The 17576-nt window shown below is 64.1% G+C and carries 16 protein-coding genes; 12 read left to right on the forward strand and 4 right to left on the reverse strand.

All coding sequences use genetic code 11. The features are described from left to right. Positions 1-44: 44 nt before the first annotated feature. Entirely contained in the window at positions 45-1121 is a 1077-nt protein-coding gene (gene hppD / locus ACFOLG_RS03790; protein ID WP_386088552.1) for a 4-hydroxyphenylpyruvate dioxygenase, read from the reverse strand. Between the two features lie 374 nt (positions 1122-1495). Between hppD and ACFOLG_RS03795 the strand changes: the two genes are divergently transcribed. The 8 genes from ACFOLG_RS03795 (at position 1496) to ACFOLG_RS03830 (ending at position 11040) form a co-directional block, all read left to right on the forward strand. After that, positions 1496-2539, forward strand: coding sequence for an extracellular solute-binding protein (locus ACFOLG_RS03795; protein WP_386088555.1), 1044 nt, complete (start codon positions 1496-1498; stop codon positions 2537-2539). Then, on the forward strand, positions 2536-4248 hold the full coding sequence (locus ACFOLG_RS03800; RefSeq protein ID WP_386088557.1) for a diguanylate cyclase domain-containing protein: 1713 nt from the start codon (positions 2536-2538) through the stop codon (positions 4246-4248). Before ACFOLG_RS03795 ends, ACFOLG_RS03800 begins: the two co-directional genes overlap by 4 nt. 217 nt (positions 4249-4465) lie before the next feature. Further along, on the forward strand, positions 4466-6352 hold the full coding sequence (locus ACFOLG_RS03805) for a bifunctional sugar phosphate isomerase/epimerase/4-hydroxyphenylpyruvate dioxygenase family protein (protein WP_386088560.1): 1887 nt from the start codon (positions 4466-4468) through the stop codon (positions 6350-6352). A 351-nt stretch (positions 6353-6703) separates the two neighbouring features. Continuing rightward, positions 6704-7150: a type II 3-dehydroquinate dehydratase gene (gene aroQ / locus ACFOLG_RS03810; protein WP_386088563.1), complete on the forward strand. Its 447-nt coding sequence runs from the start codon at positions 6704-6706 to the stop codon at positions 7148-7150. 59 nt (positions 7151-7209) lie between these two features. Beyond that, a complete protein-coding gene (locus ACFOLG_RS03815) occupies positions 7210-7713 on the forward strand; it encodes a TRAP transporter small permease (protein WP_386088565.1) in 504 nt (167 codons plus the stop codon). 16 nt (positions 7714-7729) lie between these two features. Beyond that, on the forward strand, positions 7730-9010 hold the full coding sequence (locus ACFOLG_RS03820; RefSeq protein ID WP_386088567.1) for a TRAP transporter large permease subunit: 1281 nt from the start codon (positions 7730-7732) through the stop codon (positions 9008-9010). 65 nt (positions 9011-9075) lie between these two features. Next, positions 9076-10086, forward strand: coding sequence for a TRAP transporter substrate-binding protein (locus ACFOLG_RS03825; RefSeq protein ID WP_386088570.1), 1011 nt, complete (start codon positions 9076-9078; stop codon positions 10084-10086). Positions 10087-10146: 60 nt separating this feature from the next. Further along, entirely contained in the window at positions 10147-11040 is an 894-nt protein-coding gene (locus tag ACFOLG_RS03830; RefSeq protein WP_386088573.1) for a shikimate dehydrogenase, read from the forward strand. A gap of 109 nt (positions 11041-11149) precedes the next feature. On the opposite strand, the gene ACFOLG_RS03835 is transcribed toward ACFOLG_RS03830, so the two are convergent. The 3 genes from ACFOLG_RS03835 to ilvA all read right to left on the reverse strand — a co-directional run bounded on the left by ACFOLG_RS03835 (position 11150) and on the right by ilvA (position 14107). Further along, positions 11150-11815, reverse strand: coding sequence for a TetR family transcriptional regulator (locus tag ACFOLG_RS03835; protein WP_386088575.1), 666 nt, complete (start codon positions 11813-11815; stop codon positions 11150-11152). A gap of 46 nt (positions 11816-11861) precedes the next feature. Beyond that, positions 11862-12509, reverse strand: a complete 648-nt coding sequence (locus ACFOLG_RS03840; protein WP_386088578.1) for an HAD family hydrolase — start codon at positions 12507-12509, stop codon at positions 11862-11864. A 68-nt stretch (positions 12510-12577) separates the two neighbouring features. Next, a complete protein-coding gene (gene ilvA, locus ACFOLG_RS03845) occupies positions 12578-14107 on the reverse strand; it encodes a threonine ammonia-lyase, biosynthetic (protein ID WP_386088581.1) in 1530 nt (509 codons plus the stop codon). Between the two features lie 356 nt (positions 14108-14463). On the opposite strand from ilvA, the gene ACFOLG_RS03850 reads away from it, so the two are divergent. The 4 genes from ACFOLG_RS03850 to lipA all read left to right on the forward strand — a co-directional run bounded on the left by ACFOLG_RS03850 (position 14464) and on the right by lipA (position 17541). After that, complete coding sequence (locus tag ACFOLG_RS03850) at positions 14464-15609, forward strand: D-alanyl-D-alanine carboxypeptidase family protein (RefSeq protein ID WP_386088583.1); 1146 nt, start codon at positions 14464-14466, stop codon at positions 15607-15609. 75 nt (positions 15610-15684) lie between these two features. Continuing rightward, the gene (locus tag ACFOLG_RS03855) at positions 15685-15963 is read left to right on the forward strand and encodes an HP0495 family protein (protein ID WP_386088585.1); all 279 of its coding nucleotides are present in this window, start codon (positions 15685-15687) and stop codon (positions 15961-15963) included. Between the two features lie 7 nt (positions 15964-15970). Continuing rightward, positions 15971-16594, forward strand: coding sequence for a lipoyl(octanoyl) transferase LipB (gene lipB, locus ACFOLG_RS03860; RefSeq protein ID WP_386088587.1), 624 nt, complete (start codon positions 15971-15973; stop codon positions 16592-16594). Then, positions 16591-17541 carry a lipoyl synthase gene (lipA, locus tag ACFOLG_RS03865; RefSeq protein ID WP_386088589.1) on the forward strand — a complete coding sequence of 317 codons (951 nt, stop codon included), beginning with the start codon at positions 16591-16593 and terminating at the stop codon, positions 17539-17541. The genes lipB and lipA overlap by 4 nt, the downstream gene beginning before the upstream one ends. Positions 17542-17576: the final 35 nt, after the last annotated feature.

The raw sequence follows: 17576 nt of genomic DNA on the forward strand, positions 1-17576 counted from the left end.
GCCTTTCTGTTAAGAGGCAGCCGCGACGGGCCGCCGTCGGGGCGTCAGGGCTTTTGCAGCACGCCGCGGCGTATCTGGTCGCGCTCCATCGATTCGAACAATGCCTTGAAGTTGCCCTCGCCAAAGCCGTCGTCGCCCTTGCGCTGGATGAATTCAAAGAACACCGGCCCCAGCAGGGTCTGCGAGAAAATCTGCAGCAGCAGCCGGCGGTTGCCGTCGCCGGTATTGCCATCCAGCAGGATGCCGCGAGCCTGCAGCTGCGCCGCCTGTTCGCCATGGTCGGGCAGGCGTTCGTCCAGCATCTCGTAATAGGTGGCCGGCGGCGCCGTCATCAACGGCACGCCGGCGGCCCGCAGCCGATCCACGCTGGCGAGCAGGTCGTCGCTCAGCAGCGCAATGTGCTGGATGCCCTCGCCGTTGAACTGCATCAGGAACTCCTCGATCTGGCCATGGCCGGAGCCGCCTTCTTCGTTGAGCGGGATGCGGATCAGCCCGTCCGGCGCGGTCATCGCGCGCGAGGTCAGCCCGGTGTATTCGCCCTTGATGTCGAAGTAGCGGATCTCGCGGAAGTTGAACAGCCGCTCGTAGAACGACGCCCAGTAGCTCATGCGCCCGCGGTACACATTGTGGGTAAGGTGGTCGATCACCTTGAGGCCGTGGCCGGGCGGGTGCGGATCGGCGCCGGGCAGGAACTCGAAATCGATGTCGTAGATGGATTTGCCGTCCTCGAAGCGGTCGATCAGGTAGAGCGGGGCGCCGCCTATGCCCTTGATGGCCGGCAGGCGCAGTTCCATCGGCCCGGTGGGGATCTCCACCGGTTGTGCACCCAGCTCCAGCGCCCGCCGGTAGGCATGGTGCGCGTCGCGTACGCGGAATGCCATGCCGCAGGCAGACGGGCCGTGCTCGGCGGCAAAGTACGCCGCCAGGCTGTGCGGTTCGTTGTTCAGGATAAAGTTAATGCCGCCCTGACGATAAAGATCTACGTTCTTGGAGCGATGGTGTGCCACCTTGCTAAAGCCCAGCATCTCGAATACCGGTTCCAGCATGCCGGGGCTGGGGGCGGCAAACTCGACAAACTCGAAGCCCATCAAGCCCAGGGGATTGTCGAACAGGTCAGCCATGGTGATGCCTCCTCGGTGTGGTCATGAGCGTGTAATGCTCTTACCAACAACAATAGCTGGCGTAGCTGCTGGCTGCCGGGCTATGCCTGCGGCTTGGCGTGTGTCGTGTGGTGCCAGTACGGCGAAGTTTTTGTGCTTTCGGCATGGTTTTTAGTGGGCCGATATGCCAAAAATGAGTTGCATGGCATTAGTGGTCGGCAAAAAATTAACCTGCGCGTCTAAGCGCTTGCCGTTACAGATTAAGCGGTGATATTTAATAGGCAAGCCCATTAATTAACGTGGGATCTTTAACGTTTTCCGGCAAAATTGTTCGGGAAAATAATAATGATTCGCCGTTGCAGCTGTACCCAATAAATAAATGGAAAACAATGAATATGCCTGTTGACTGGCGCCGGCTGCTTGCCACCGCGTTGCTGCTGTTATCGCCCCTGCCGGCCCTGGCCGACGGGGTACTACGGGTATTGACCTGGCCGGGTTATGCCGATGCCGACGTGGTAAAGGAATTCGAGCAGCGCACTAATAGCAAAGTCGAGGTTACCTTTGTTGAATCCGATGCCGAGTTATGGCGCAAGCTGCACGAAAACAATGGCGCGAATTTCGATATTTTTGCTGTCAACACGGCCGAATTGCAGCGTTATATCCATCAGGGGCTGGTAACGGAAATCAATACCGCGGCGATTCCCAACCTGGCGCGGCAATTGCCGCGTTTTCGGCAGCGGCAGGGTATTCCGGGGCTGGTGCATGGCGGCAAGACCTACGCCATCCCGTATACCTATTCCGAGATGGGGCTGATCTACGATCGCAAGCAAATTCCACAGGCGCCGGACAGCATCACGGCGCTGTGGGACAAGCGTTACCAGGGTAAGATCATCGCCTACAACGGCGGGGTGCACAGCTTCTCGCTGGCGGCACAGGCATTGGCGCTGCCATCGCCGTTCCGCATCGGCGAGCAGCAGTGGCCGGCGGCGGTGGCGCAGCTGATCGCGCTGCGCCGCAATGTCAGCGCGTTCTATACCGGGCCGGCCGAATCGGTGGCGCTGTTCAAGGAGCGACGCGCGGCGCTGATGTTTGCCAACTTCGGCTCGCAACAGTTGCAGCTGCTGAAAGCGGCCAACATCGATGTCGGCTATGCCATTCCGCGCGAAGGGGCGCTGGCATGGCTGGATTGCTGGGCGATCAGCCGTGGCGCACGTGATGCGCAGCTGGCCACGCGCTGGATCAACTTCGTGCTAGACGACATGCCCGGCCGCGTGCTGCTGCAGCGCCAGGGGCTGGCCAATACCACCTCGCCGTCGCCGTACTTCAAGAATACGGCGCGCATCGTCTGGCTGGAACCGGCGGAAAGCGAAGAGCGCCGCGACAAGCTGTGGAGTCGCATCCTGGCGGGGGATCGGGCCGGCAAGGTATTGCAGCCATGAAGTACGGCATTGCCGTCAAACTGGCGCTGCTGTTGGCCGCAGTCGGCATCTGCGCCTCCGCGGTGACCGGCGCCTACAGCTACGGCATCAGCCGCAGCCTGCTGGTGGAGTCGTCGCAGCAGTCGCTGGTGGCCGCCACCCAGGTGCTCGGGCGACGGGTGGACACCTCGCTGGAGGAAATCGCCCGCAACCTGCAGGTGCTGGCCAGTCACCCGTCGGTGCGCCGCACGCTCAGGCAACCGGATGCGCGGCTGAACGCCCAGCTGGCCGAACTGTTCGAGCTGATGATGCGGGCCAATCCGGCCTATTTCCAGATTCGCCTGATCAGCGCCGAGAGCTTTGGCCTGGAGCAGGTGCGGGTAGACCGGCTGGGGCCGTCGTTCATCACGGTGCCGGAGGCCGACCTGCAAGAAAAGGGACACTTCTCCTACGTGTCCGAGACGCTGCAGCTGCCCAGCGATACTGTCTACATGTCGCGCATCACCATCAACCACGAGCGCGGCCTCTATACCGGGGCCGAGCGGCCGTCGATGCAGCTGGCGATGCCGGTGCACGACGGCGACGGCAAGGCACTGGGCGTGGTGGTGATCAACCTGGACGTCGACGGCATGTTCGCGCTGCTGGCGACCGACCTGCCGCTGGATTTCCGCCTGTTCCTGGCCAACGGCCAGGGCGACATCCTGATCCACCCGGATCACAGCAAGACCTTCGGCTTCGATCGCGGCCGGCGCGTGCTGCTGCAGGACGAATTTGCCGCCACGCGCAAGCTGGTGACCGGCGCGGTGAACCAGGTGGTGTTTCAGCAGCCCACCAGCGATGGCCTGTTGCAGCCGGTGGTGATGGCCTTTGTGCGCCAGCCGCTGAAGCTGCGCTCGGAAGAAGGGCAGCTGTATGTCGGCCTGGCGCAGCCCCTGTCCAGCGTGCGCGAAGGCGCGCAGCACCTGGGCCTGCTGATCATGATCAGCGTGCTGGGCTTTGGCCTGCTGGGGCTGCTGGGCACGCTGTTCCTGGCGCGGCTGGTGTTGCGGCCGCTGCGGCAGCTGATCGCCGCGGCCAACCTTTTCGGTCGCGGCCAGGAAATCGGCTACCTGCCGCTGGAGCGGCAGGATGAAATCGGCGAACTGGCGCGTAGCTTCCAGCAGATGCAGCGGCAGATCGGCGAGCAGCTCGGCTCGCTGCAGGCCAGTCAGGAGCAGCTCAAGCAGATGGCGCAGTACGACGCGCTGACCGAGCTGCCCAACCGCCGCATGCTGCAGGACCGCCTCGACCTGGCCATCGCCCGCGCCAAGCGCCACGGCGGTTGCGCGGCGGTATTGTTCATCGACCTGGATAACTTCAAGGACATCAACGACGGCTGGGGCCACGATGCCGGCGATGCGGTGCTGGTGGCGGTGGCGCAGCGGCTGCGGTTGTCGGTGCGCGGCACCGATACCGTGGCGCGGCTGGGCGGCGATGAGTTCGTGGTGCTGCTGGACGGCCCGGACACCGAACGCGATAGTGCGCTGATTGCCGGCAAGCTGATCGACTGCCTGGCGCCGGGCATTCCGTTCCAGGGCGGCACCCTGCGCGTGGCGGCCAGTATCGGCATCAGCATGTTCCCGCAGCATGGCGTTACCGCGCAGCAGTTGCTGATGGCGGCAGACCGGGCGATGTACAGCGTCAAGGCCAATGGCCGGGGCGGTTTCGGTTTTGCCCTGTTGCAGGATTGAGACGGCCTGCCCGCCGTTGTTGCCATGCCCGGCCTTGTGGTCGGGCATTTTTATTTGTTCATTGAGTGGTTTTCTGATTTTTATTGCGTGAAAATGCATTTGTAATGGCGCGCTGACGCGCTGTGTTTTTTGCCGTGCGTGACCGTCGCGTCGGGTTGTGATCTATGTACCGTTTGGTACATAATGATTTCACGCAACCCACAAGACGGAGGACGACATGCAGCATTCCATTGCCACCGTGTCACTCAGCGGCACGCTGCCGGAAAAGCTGGAAGCCATTGCCGCCGCAGGTTTCGACGGCGTCGAAATCTTTGAAAACGATCTGCTGTACTTCGACGGCACCCCGGCCACCGTGCGGCAGATGTGCGCCGACCTGGGGCTGGAAATCATGCTGTTCCAGCCGTTCCGCGATTTCGAGGGCGGCCCGCGCGAGCGCCTGGGCCGTAATCTGGACCGCGCCGAGCGCAAGTTCGACCTGATGGGCGAGCTGGGCACCGATCGCATCCTGGTCTGCAGCAGCGTGGCGCCGGACACCAGCCGCGACGATGCGCTGATTGCCGACGACCTGTTCCAGCTGGCCGAGCGCGCCGGCAAGCGCGGCATCCAGGTCGGCTACGAGGCGCTGGCCTGGGGCAAGCATGTCTACTCCTACCGCCATGCCTGGCAGCTGGTGCAGGCGGCCAACCATCCCAACCTCGGCATCATCCTCGACAGCTTCCACACCCTGTCGATCAAGGACGACCTGTCGCTGCTGGCGCAGATTCCCGGCGACAAGATCGTGTTCCTGCAGCTGGCCGACGCGCCGGTCATGAACATGGACGTGATGGAGTGGAGTCGCCACTTCCGCAGCTTTCCCGGCCAGGGCGATTTCGACCTCGGTGCCTTCCTGGCGCCCATCCTGCAGGCGGGCTATCGCGGCCCACTGTCGCTGGAAGTATTCAACGACGGCTTCCGCGCCGCGCCGACCCGGCTCACCGCCGGCGACGGCCTGCGCTCGTTGCGCTACCTGGAAGAAATGACGCTGGCCACGCTGGCGCGGCAACAGCAGCCGCTGCCGGACGTGCCGTTGTTTGCGCCGCCGCCGCCGGCGCAGTACCAGGGCGTGGAGTTCCTAGAGTTCGCGGTGGACGAGGAATCCGGTGCGCGGTTGGGCAAAGCCTTGCAGGGGTTCGGCTTCAGCCGCAGCGGCGAGCACAAGTCCAAGGCGGTGACGCTGTACCAGCAGGGCGACATCAACCTGATTCTGAATGCGGAAACCGATTCCTTCGCCCACGCCTTCTACGTGTCGCACGGCCCGTCGCTGTGTGCCGCCGCCTTTAGCACCGACCATGCGCAGCAGGCGCTGCAGCGCGCCAAGCTGTATGGCTGCAAGTCGTTCGAAAGCCGGGTGGGGCCGAACGAGCGCCACATCCCGGCGGTGCGCGCGCCGGACGGCAGCCTGCAATACCTGGTGGATGCCGGCGAAGGCTCGATCTACCAGTCGGATTTCGACTTGCGGCCAACCTCCGGCCCGGCGCTGCTGCAGCGCATCGACCACTTTGCCATCGGCCTGCCGGCCGAGAGCATGGACAACTGGATCCTGCATTTTCGCGCGGTATTCGGCTTTGTCACCGAGCACGAGTGGACGCTGCCGGACCCGTACGGCTTGATGAAGAGCCGGGTGGTGCGCAGCAGCAACGACAGTGTGCGCATCCCGCTCAACATCTCGGAAAACCGCAACACCGCCATCGCGCGCTCGGTGTCCACCTACAAGGGCTCCGGCCTGCAGCACATCGCCTTTTCCACTGCCGACATCTTTGCCGCCGTGGCGCAGGCGCGTGGCAATGGCGTACCGCTGCTGGACATCCCGGACAACTACTACGACGACCTGCTGGCGCGCTTCAACCTGGACGACGACTTCGTGGCCCGGCTGCAGGCGCACAACGTGCTGTACGACCGCGACGCGCAGGGCGGCGAATTCCTGCACGTGTATTCGGCGCCGTTCGAAGAGCGCTTCTTCTTCGAGATGGTGCAGCGCATCGGCAGCTACGACCAGTATGGCGCCGCCAATGCGCCGGTAAGGTTGGCCGCACAGGCGCAGCTGCGCCGCCGCCAACCGGTGTGATGCTCTTTGCCGGCCCGCCGGCAATCTCTCCTTGGCGCCCTGCGGGGCGCTTTTTTTATGGTGTCGGCCGGCCGCTGTGTCCGCCGGGCGCCCGGCGTGGTCGGCGCTGTCATGGCTTGCCTTCGGCATAAGCAGCCGGCGGTGCTGTGCCACGGCGTGGCAAGAATGTAACGCGTGGTACAAAAATTGGTTGTGGCGGCAGATACGCATTGACACACATCAAGCGCTGTACCATTCTCTAGTTATGTACCGTGCGGTACATAAAATAAAAAAGCAACACAGACCAAGAGGAGAACAGCATGTTCCGTTTCAATCCGCCGCAGCGCGCGGCAGCACGGCAGGTGGTGTGACATGGCCACCGACATCCTGGTGCTTAACGGCCCCAACCTGAACCTGCTGGGCAAGCGCCAGCCGGAAATCTACGGCCACGCAACGTTGGCCGATGTCGAGCGCGGCTGCCGCAGCGTGGCGCGCGAATACGGTTTCACCATCGACTTCCGTCACAGCAATTCCGAAGCGCAGTTGATCGACTGGGTACACGAGGCGCGCGAGCAGCATCGCAGCATCGTGATCAACCCGGCCGGCTATTCCCACACCTCGATCGCGCTGATGGATGCCTTGTCCGCGTTCAGCGGCCCGATCATCGAGGTGCACATCAGCAATATTCATCGCCGCGAAGCCTTCCGCCACCTGTCCTATGTTTCCAAGGTGGCCAGTGGTGTGATTTGCGGTCTGGGGATCAACGGCTACAGCCTGGCGGTGCATCACCTGGCCTGCCACTTGAACAAGCAAGCGTAACGGAAACGGGCAGGGCGCGGCGCCGGGCGGTGCCTGCGGCCAACCTGTGCGGAGGTTGTATGGATAAGTGGATCAAGCGGGTACTGCTGGTACTCAAGGGGCTGATGGCCCTGCTGCTGGCCAGCATGGTGGTGCTGGTATTTACCAATGTGGTGCTGCGCTACGCCTTCAACGGCGGCATCACCCTGTCGGAAGAGTTGTCGCGCTGGAGCATGGTGTGGATGACCTTTCTCGCCTCTATCGTGGCCGTGTACGAAAAGGGCCACCTCAATGTCGATAGCCTGACCCGCCACCTGCCGATGTTCGGGCAGAAGGCCTGTCACCTGCTGTGCCAGGTGAGCATCCTGTACCTGCTGTGGCTGTTCGGCAGCGGCAGCTGGCAGCAGATGCAGATCAACATGAGCGTGCCGGCGCCGATGTCCGGCCTGCCGAGCGGCCTGCTGTACGCGGCCGGGGTGGTGTTCAGCGCGCTGTCGGCGTTGCTGGTGGCGCTGGATATCGTGCGGGTACTGGGCGGCGCACCGCTGTCCGACGTGGGTACCCAGCTGAACATGGCCGAGTGAGCGGGAGCAAGCAATCATGGTACTGACTATTTTCCTGGGCTCCCTGCTGGGTGCCATGGCGATCGGCATGCCCATCGCTTTTGCCCTGCTGCTGTCCGGCGTGGCGCTGATGTATCACATGGACATGTTCGATGCGCAGATCGTGGCGCAGAACCTGATCAACGGTGCAGACAGCTTCACTCTGCTGGCGGTGCCGTTCTTCCTGCTGGCCGGCGAGGTGATGAACGTCGGCGGGCTGTCGCGCCGCATCGTCAACGTGGCGCTGGCGCTGGTGGGTCACGTCAAGGGCGGCCTGGGCTACGTGGCGATCATCGCCTCCTGCATCCTGGCCAGCCTGTCCGGCTCGGCGGTGGCCGATGCCGCGGCGCTGGCGGTGCTGCTGGTGCCGATGATGGTGCGCGCCGGCCATGACCAGGCGCGTTCCAGTGCGCTGATCGCCGCCGGCGGCATCATCGCGCCGATCATCCCGCCCAGCATCGGTTTCATCCTGCTGGGGGTGGCCGGCAACCTGTCGATCTCCAAGCTGTTCCTGGCCGGCATCGTGCCAGGCGTCCTGATCGGCCTGGCGCTGTGCCTGGCGTGGTGGTGGGTGTCGCGCAGCGAGAACGTGCAGCCGAGCGCACGCAAGTCGCGTGCCGAAGTGGTGGCCGCGTTCCGCGACGGTTTCTGGGCCTTGCTGCTGCCGGGCATCATCGTCGGCGGCCTGAAGTTCGGCATCTTCACCCCCACCGAAGCGGCGGTGGTGGCCGCGGTGTACTCGCTGTTCGTCGCCATGGTGGTGTATCGCGAGCTGAAACCGTCGCAGCTGTTCCACGTGTTCACCCAGTCGGCGCAGACCACCGGCGTGGTGATGTTCCTGGTGGCCGCCTCGCTGGTATCGGCGTGGATGATCACCATCGCCGACCTGCCGTCGCAGATGGCCGGCCTGCTGGCGCCGCTGATGGACAGCCCGACGCTGCTGCTGCTGGTGATCATGCTGATCATCGTGGCGGTGGGCACCGCCATGGACATGGCGCCCACCATCCTGATCCTGGCGCCGGTGCTGGTGCCGGTGGTGCAGCAAGCCGGTATCGACCCGATCTACTTCGGCGTGCTGTTCGTGATCAACACCGCCATCGGCCTGATTACGCCGCCGGTGGGCACGGTGCTCAACGTGGTGTGCGGCGCAACGCGTACCTCGATGGGCGACCTGATCCGTGCCATCAACCCCTTCCTGTTTGCCGAACTGGCGGTGCTGTTCCTGTTGGTGCTGTTCCCCAGCCTGGTTACCGTGCCGGCGGCCTGGTTCGCGCACTGATCTGTTTTCAAGCCGTACCCCGGGGAGGAGAGAACCCGGGCACCCATAACACTAGGAGAGACACCATGCTGAAATTCAACAAGATTGCCGTGCTGACCGGCGTTGCCCTGCTGGGCCTGGCGGCCAGTGGCCAAACGTTGGCCGCAGACATCAAGGAACGCACGCTGCGCTTCTCGTTCCTCAACGCCAAGGAACACCCGCAGGGGCTGGGCGCCGCCAAGTTTGCCGAGCTGATCGGCAAGGCCTCCGGCGGCAAGATACAGGTCAAGCTGTTCCCGTCCGGCATGCTGGGCGGCGACGTGCAGACCGTGTCGGCGCTGCAGGGCGGCACCGTGGATTTCACCGTGCTGAACGCCGGCCTGCTGGCCAGCCAGTCCAAGGAATTCGTGCTGTTCGATCTGCCGTTCCTGTTTAACAGCGGCAAGGAAGCCGATGCCATCGTCGATGGCCCGGTGGGCAGCAAGCTGCTGGCCAAGCTGAACGGCAAGGGCCTGGTGGGGCTGGGCTACTGGGAGCTGGGCTTCCGCCATGTCACCAATAACGTGCGCCCGGTGGTGAAGATGGAAGACATCGCCGGCCTGAAGCTGCGCGTGGTGCAGTCGCCGCTGTACATCGAGATGTTCTCCGCGCTGGGTGCCAACCCGGTGCCGATGCCGTTCACCGAGCTGTACACCGCGCTGGAAACCAAGGCGGTGGATGGTCAGGAAAACCCGGAAGCCACCATTCTGGGTACCAAGCTCAACGAGGTGCAGAAATACCTGTCGCTGACCGGTCATACCTACAACCCGCAAGTGCTGCTGGTGAGCCAGAAGCTGTGGAGCCAGCTGTCCGCCGACGAAAAGGCGCTGATCCAGAAGGCGGCGCGTGACGCCACGCTGTACCAGCGCAAGGTCAACCGCGATGCCACCAGCCAGGCACTGACCAAGCTCAAGGCCACCATGAAGGTGAACGAGCTGTCGGCAGCGGAAAAAACCCGCATCCGCATCAAGCTGCAGGGCGTGACCAAGAAATTCAGCGCCGATGTCGGCGAGCCGCTGATGAGCGAGCTGAACAGCGAGCTGGCCAAGCTGCGTTAAGCCGGTAGCGGCGCTATCCGGCGCCACGGCGGCGCCGGACCTAACTTACCGAGGCAACACATGATCACTGAAGTATCCACTTTCGCTACCGAGGCGGCGGCACACGACAAGGTGCTGGTCGGCCTGATCGGTGCCGACATCCAGCGCTCCAAGTCGCCCTATCTGCATGAGCAGGAGGCGGCGGCCGCCGGCTTTCACCTGCATTACCAGCTGATCGACCTGACCCGGCTGGGCAAGGGAGTGGAAGCGTTGCCGGAGCTGCTGGCCGCCGCCGAAGCCTGCGGTTTTGCCGGCGTCAACATCACCCACCCATGCAAGCAGGCGGTGATGCCGTATCTGGACGAGCTGTCGGAAGACGCGCGCCAGATCGGCGCGGTGAATACCGTGGTGTTCCGCGATGGCAAACGCTACGGCCACAACACCGACTGGTCCGGCTTCGCCGAGCCGTTCCGTCGCCATTTCGCCGGCGACGACCTGCGCCGCGTGGTGCTGCTGGGCGCCGGCGGTGCCGGCTCGGCGGTGGCGCATGCGCTGCTGGTGGCCGGCACGCAGGAGCTGGTGATCGTCGATCAGGACGCCAGTCGTGCCGCAACGTTGGCCGCACGGTTGCAGGGCTTCTTTGCCGATCGCCGCGTCAGCGGGCTGACCGATGTGCAACAGGCGATGCAGGGGGCCAGCGGGCTGGTGCACGCCACGCCTACCGGCATGTATGGCCATCCGGGCCTGCCGCTGCCGGCGGAGCTGGTGCACGGTGATCTGTGGGTGGCGGAGGTGGTGTACTTCCCGCTGGAAACCGAACTGTTGCAACTGGCGCGCCAGCGCGGCTGTCGCGTGCTGGATGGCGGCGGCATGGCGGTGTGGCAGGCGGTGGGCGCCTTCGCGCTGTTTACCGGCCGCGCGCCGGATAGCGAGCGCATGGAGCAGCATTTCCGCCGCATGATCGCCGCGGGCTGATCCCGTTACGTTTTTCCCGTTTTCTTCTCGGCGTTGCTTTGGCCTTGCCCGGCTCCCCCGGCAAGGCCGTTTTTTTTTGCCTGCGGCCAACGTTCGGCCGCGGAGCAGTTCAGGGCTGGCGCAGGTAGGCGAGCACCGCTTCCACCAGCATCTTGCGGTGCGATTCGCGTGCCGCATCGCTGACCATATTGCGGCCGAAGATGGTCTCGAAGGTGTAGCGGTTGGCGACGCGGAAGAAGCAGAACGAGCTCATCAGCATGTGCAGGTCGGTGGCGTCCACTTCCGGGCGGAACAGGCCCTCGGCCTTGCCGCGCGACAGCACCGCGTCGATTTCGTTGATGATGCTGCGGTTCAGCGACTTGATCTTCTGTGACTGGGCGATGTGCTTGGCGTGGTGAATGTTCTCGATGCTGACCAGGCGGATGAAGTCGGTGTGGCTGGCGTGGTAGTCGAAGGTGAACTCGGCCAGGCGGATCACCGCCTCCACCGGCGGCAGGTCTTTCAAGACCAGCCCGGTTTCGATGTCGCGGATCTCGCCGTAGCAGCGTTCCAGCGCGGCGATGTACAGCTCTTCCTTGCTGCGGAAGTAGTACACCACCATGCGCTTGATGGTGCCGGCGCGCTCGGCGATGGCGTCCAGCGTGGCGCCGCTGAGCCCGGCCTGGGCGAACTCGGCCACGGCGGCATCCAGAATGCGCTTCTTCATGCCTTCCGGGTCGTTCTTGCGGCGTGGGGCGGTTTTCTTGCTGGGCGTGGCGGCGTCGTGGCTGGTCATGGCGGCGGTGTCGGATGAGGCGTGCCGGGCGGGCCGGCACGCAGGCTTACAGGTGCTGCAGCAGCTGCAGCGGATGGTCGATGGCGATGTCGGCGGGCCAGCTGGCGGTGTCGTCGTCGTCGGAGATATAGCCCCAGTTCACCAGCACGGTCTTCATGCCCACCGCGCGGCCGGCCTGCATGTCGCGCTCGGCATCGCCGACGTACAGGCATTGCTCCGGGGCGATGCCCAGCTGCTGGGCTGCGTGCAGCATCGGCGCCGGGTCCGGCTTGGCCACGCCCACGGTGTCGCCGCTGACCACCACCGCCGGTGTGCTGGCAAACGGCAGTGCCGGTACCAGCCGGTCGGTGAAGCGCATCGGCTTGTTGGTGATGATGCCCCACTGCAGCTCGCGCGCGGTCAGCGCGTCCAGCAGCGGGTTGATGTCGTCGAACAGCACGGTTTCGTCGGCGAAGCTGTGCTCGTAGTGGTCGAGAAAGCGCAGCCGGTATTCTTCGAAGCGCGGGTGGCTCTTGTCGATGCCGAAGCCCAGGCTCACCAGGCCGCGTGCGCCGTGGCTGGCGATCGGGCGCACTGCCTCGTACGGCTGCGGCGGCAGGCCTTCTTCGGCCAGCAGGCGGTTGAGGGCGGCGCCCAGGTCGCGGGCGGTGTCGGCCAGGGTGCCGTCAAGGTCAAACAGTACGGCCTTGATCATGTTGCTGCGGTCTCCAAAAGAAATGCGGCCAACGTTTGGACAGTTGGCCGCACGAGTTTACGCCAGGCTCAGCGCAGTGTCTTGCCGAGGAACAGCTTGTAGGCCGGGTTGTCGGTCTCTTCCACCCACGGGTAGCCCAGGTTGTCGAGGAAGGCGGTGAAGGCGGTGTTGTCTTCCGCCGGCACCTGGATGCCGATCAGCACGCGGCCGTAGTCGGCGCCGTGGTTGCGGTAGTGGAACAGGCTGATGTTCCAGTCGGTCTGCATCGCCTCCAGAAAGCGCATTAGCGCACCCGGGCGCTCCGGGAACTCGAAGCGCAACACGCGCTCGTCCTTCAGCTGCGGTGCATGGCCGCCCACCAGGTGGCGGATGTGCAGCTTGGCCAGCTCGTTGTCGGTCAGGTCCAGGCCTTCCAGCTCGTTGCTGCGCAGGTCTGTCACAATGCGGCCAACGTCCTCCTTGCCGCTGATCTGCACGCCGACGAACACGTGGGCGATGCTGGGGTCGGCAAAGCGGTAATTGAACTCGGTGATGTTGCGGTTGCCGATCACGCTGCAGAACTTCTTGAAGCTGCCCGGTTTTTCTGGGATGGTTACCGCGATGATGGCCTCGCGGCGCTCGCCCAGCTCGGAGCGCTCCGACACGTGGCGCAGGCGGTCGAAGTTCATGTTGGCGCCGCAGTTGATCGCCACCAGCGTCTTGCCGCTGCAGCCTTCGCGTTCCACGTAGGCCTTGGCCGCCGCCACCGCCAGCGCGCCGGCCGGCTCGGTGATGGAACGGGTGTCCTCGAAGATGTCCTTGATGGCGGCGCAGATGGCGTCGGTGTCCACCAGCATGATCTCGTCCAAGAGCTCGCGGCAGATGCGGAAGGTCTCTTCGCCCACCAGCTTCACTGCCACGCCGTCGGCGAACAACCCGACGTCCTTCAGCTCCACGCGCTGGCCGGCGGCGATCGACTGCTTCATGGCGTCGGAATCCACCGGCTGCACGCCGATGATCTTGGTTTCCGGGCGCAGGCGCTTGATGTAACTGGCCACGCCGGCGGCCAGGCCGCCGCCGCCGATGGCGACGAACACGGCGTCGATCGGGCCGGCGTGCTGGCGCAGGATCTCCATGCCGATGGTGCCCTGGCCGGCTATCACGTCCGGGTCGTCGAACGGCGGGATGTAGGTCATGCCGTTTTCCGCCACCAGCTTCATGGTGTGCTGGTAGGCATCGCTGAACGATTCGCCGGCCAGCACCACCTTGCCGCCGCGGCGGGTGACGCCGTCGATCTTCACCTGCGGGGTGGTGACCGGCATCACGATGGTGGCCTCGCAGCCCAGACGCTGCGCCGACAGCGCCACGCCCTGGGCGTGGTTGCCGGCGCTGGCGGTAATCACGCCTTTTTCACGCTGCTCGACAGTGAGCTTGGACATCTTGTTGTAGGCGCCGCGCAGCTTGAAGGAGAACACCGGCTGCAAGTCTTCGCGCTTGAGCAGAATGGTGTTGCCGGTGCGGCGGCTAAGGTTGGCCGCAAGCTCCAGCGGGCTTTCGATGGCCACGTCGTAGACGTTGGCGGTGAGGATGCGTTCCAGGTAGTCCTTAGGGTGCGACATGGTTGGTGATTCCGTATTTTTGTCCCTTGAAGGGGCAGAGTAGCAGGAAGCACCCGGCGGTGGAATGCTTGTACGGGACAGATTTGTGCAGCGCAATGCACGGGCGCGGCTGGCGACGGTTGGTGCCATGGCGGCCGGTTTTGTCGCGTCGGCGGGCGGCTGGCGGCTTCGGGGCCGGTGGCAAAAAACGCCGGCACACGAAACTTGCCGCGACGGCCCCGGTCAAGCCTGCTCCGGGTGTGGTGGCCGGTGGCGGCTGTCACGCTACATTTTGTATCCTGCCGGGCAGGGCAGCCGCCGATCGCCGTGTATAATGGCGGGCTGTTTTGCGGCAACTCACGTCCATAGATGTTCCAATGAAAAAAACCACCACCACCGTATTGCTGGCGGCAGCCCTGTCGCTGTCCGCCCTGGCCCAAGCCGCGACCGGGTTTGTCCCGCCGGTGCCGGAAATTGCCGGCAAGGCCTATTTTGTTACCGATTTCTACAGCGGCCAGGTGCTGGCCGCCCGTGACCCGGATTCACGCATCGAGCCGGCGTCGCTGACCAAACTGATGACGGCCTACCTGACCTTCAAGGCGCTGAAGGAAAAGCGCCTGACGCTGGATCAGATGCTGACTGTGTCCCAGCACGGCTGGAAGCAGGAAGGCTCGCGCATGTTCCTGGACCCGAAAGTGCCGGCCAAGGTCGATGACCTGATCAAGGGCATGATCGTGCAATCAGGCAACGATGCCTGCGTGACGCTGGCCGAAGCCATTGCCGGCAGCGAGGAAGTGTTCGCGCAGATGATGACCGCCGAAGCCAAGCGCCTGGGCATGTCCGCCACCAGCTTCCGCAATGCCACCGGCCTGCCGGATCCGCAGCACTACACCACGGCGCGTGACCTGGCGACACTGTCGACCTCCATCATTCGCGACTTCCCGCAGTACTACCCGATCTACTCGATCAAGTCGTTCGCGTACAACAACATCACCCAGCCGAACCGCAACCTGCTGCTGTACCGCGACCCGAACGTGGACGGCATGAAGACCGGGCACACCGATTCGGCGGGCTACAACCTGATCGCTTCCAGCAAGCGTGACGGCCGTCGCGTGCTATCGGTGGTGGTGGGCACCGCCAGCGAGGAAGCGCGCGCGGTGGAAAGCAGCAAGCTGCTGAACTACGCGCTGCAGTTCTTCGAGACCCCGAAACTGTATGCTGCCGGCAAGGCCGTGAAAGAGATCGCGGTGTACAAGGGCGCCAGCAAGCAGCTGCCGGTGGGCTTTGCCCGTGACGTGTACGCCACGGTGCCGCGCGGCCAGTCCGGCCACCTGAAGGCCGAGCTGAGCACGGTGCAGCCGCTGATCGCGCCGGTGAAGCCGGGCCAGCAGGTGGGCAAGCTGACCGTGTCGCTGGATGGCAAGGTGCTGTCGGAAAAACCGGTCGTCGCGCTGCAGGGCGTGGAAGAGGGTGGTTTCATCAGCCGCCTGTGGGATAGCATCAAGCTCTGGCTGGGCTGGTAATTCCCACATTTGGCCGCATCTAGTGGGGCATGCCGGCCCCGGATGCGGCCAACCTTTTGCAGGACAGGAAGTAACATGAGCAAGCAAGCAATCGATATCAATGACGTGCTGGAGTTTCCCTGCCGCTTTCCCATCAAGGTGATGGGCGAGAGTCACCCGGATTTCCAGCTCATCATGTTTGAAGTGGTGCGTGTGCACGCGCCGGACCTGGAGCACGCGCACATTGCCTCGCGCGACAGTTCCAGCGGCAAGTACGTATCGCTGACCATCACCGTGACCGCCACCTCGCGCGAGCACCTGGACAACATCTACCGCTCGCTGACCGGCCACGCGCTGGTGAAGTGGGTGCTGTAAGGCTGCCATGAGTCGCATCGTCAAATACCTGGGCCAGGTGGAATACACCCCGACCTGGCACGCCATGCAGGCGTTCACCGAGCAGCGCGGCGCGGACACCCCGGACGAACTGTGGTGCCTGGAGCACCCGCCGGTGTATACCCTGGGCCTGGCCGGCAAGCCCGAGCACCTGATCATGCCCAGCAGCATCGAGGTGGTGAAGTGCGACCGCGGCGGGCAGGTGACCTACCACGGCCCCGGCCAGCTGGTGGTGTATTTGATGATCGACTTCAAACGCATGGGCATCGGCGTGCGCGAACTGGTACGCCGTATCGAGCAGTCGGTGATCGACCTGCTGGCCGAATGCGGTATCGAAGCCTACGGCGACGTGAATGCGCCCGGTGTGTACGTGGCCGGCGAGAAAATCGCCTCGCTGGGGCTGCGCATCAAGAACGGTGCGGTGTATCACGGCCTGAGCCTGAACGTGGACATGGATCTGACCCCGTTCAGCTGGATCAATCCCTGCGGCTATGCCGGCCTCAGGGTGACCCAATTGAAGAATCACGGTGTATCGCTTACCGTGGCGCAAACTGCCGAGAAGTTGTTGCCGCACCTGGAGCGCAACCTGACGGTGATGAAGGAGACTGCATGAAACTGGACAACCAGGCCGGCGTAAAGCACAAGGGCGCCGACAAGACCGCGCGCATCCCGATCAAGATCGTGCCGCTGGACGAAAAGCTCAAAAAGCCGGAGTGGATCCGCGCCAAGCTGCCGAACGGCCAGCGCTTCAACGAGATCAAGCAGATCCTGCGCGAGCAGAAGCTGCACACCGTGTGTGAGGAAGCCACCTGCCCGAACATCGGCGAGTGCTTTAGCAAGGGCACCGCCACCTTCATGATCATGGGCGACATCTGCACCCGCCGCTGCCCGTTCTGTGACGTCGGCCACGGCCGCCCGAACCCGCTGGACCCGAACGAGCCGAAGCACCTGGCCGAGACCGTGGCCGCGCTCAAGCTCAAGTACGTGGTGATCACCTCGGTGGACCGCGACGACCTGCGCGACGGCGGTGCCCAGCACTTTGCCGACTGTATCAGCGAGATTCGCAAGCTGTCGCCGCAAACCCAGATCGAAGTGCTGGTGCCGGACTTCCGCGGTCGCCTGGACATCGCACTGGACATCCTCAGCAAGACCCCGCCGGACGTGATGAACCACAACCTGGAAACCGCGCCGCGGCTGTACAAGCAGGCGCGTCCGGGGGCGGATTACCTGCACTCGCTGCAGCTGCTGCAAGACTTCAAGAAGCTGTGCCCGGAGGTGTCGACCAAGTCCGGCATCATGGTCGGCCTCGGCGAAACCGACGAGGAAGTGTACGAAGTGATGGCCGACATGCGTGCTTACAACATCGACATGATCACCATCGGCCAGTACCTGCAGCCGACCGACAGCCACCTGCCGGTGCTGCGCTACGTGCACCCGGACCTGTTCAAGGCGTTCGAGAACAAGGCGTACCAGATCGGCTTCAAGCATGCCGCGGTGGGGGCGATGGTGCGCTCCAGCTATCATGCCGACGTGCAGGCGCACGAGGCCGGCGTGGTGTAATCACCTCGTCGCGCTGCACAGAAAAGCCGGGTTGC

The sequence above is a fragment of the Vogesella facilis genome (genome assembly GCF_042648525.1).
In the GTDB taxonomy this organism is placed as follows: Bacteria; Pseudomonadota; Gammaproteobacteria; order Burkholderiales; family Chromobacteriaceae; genus Vogesella; species Vogesella facilis.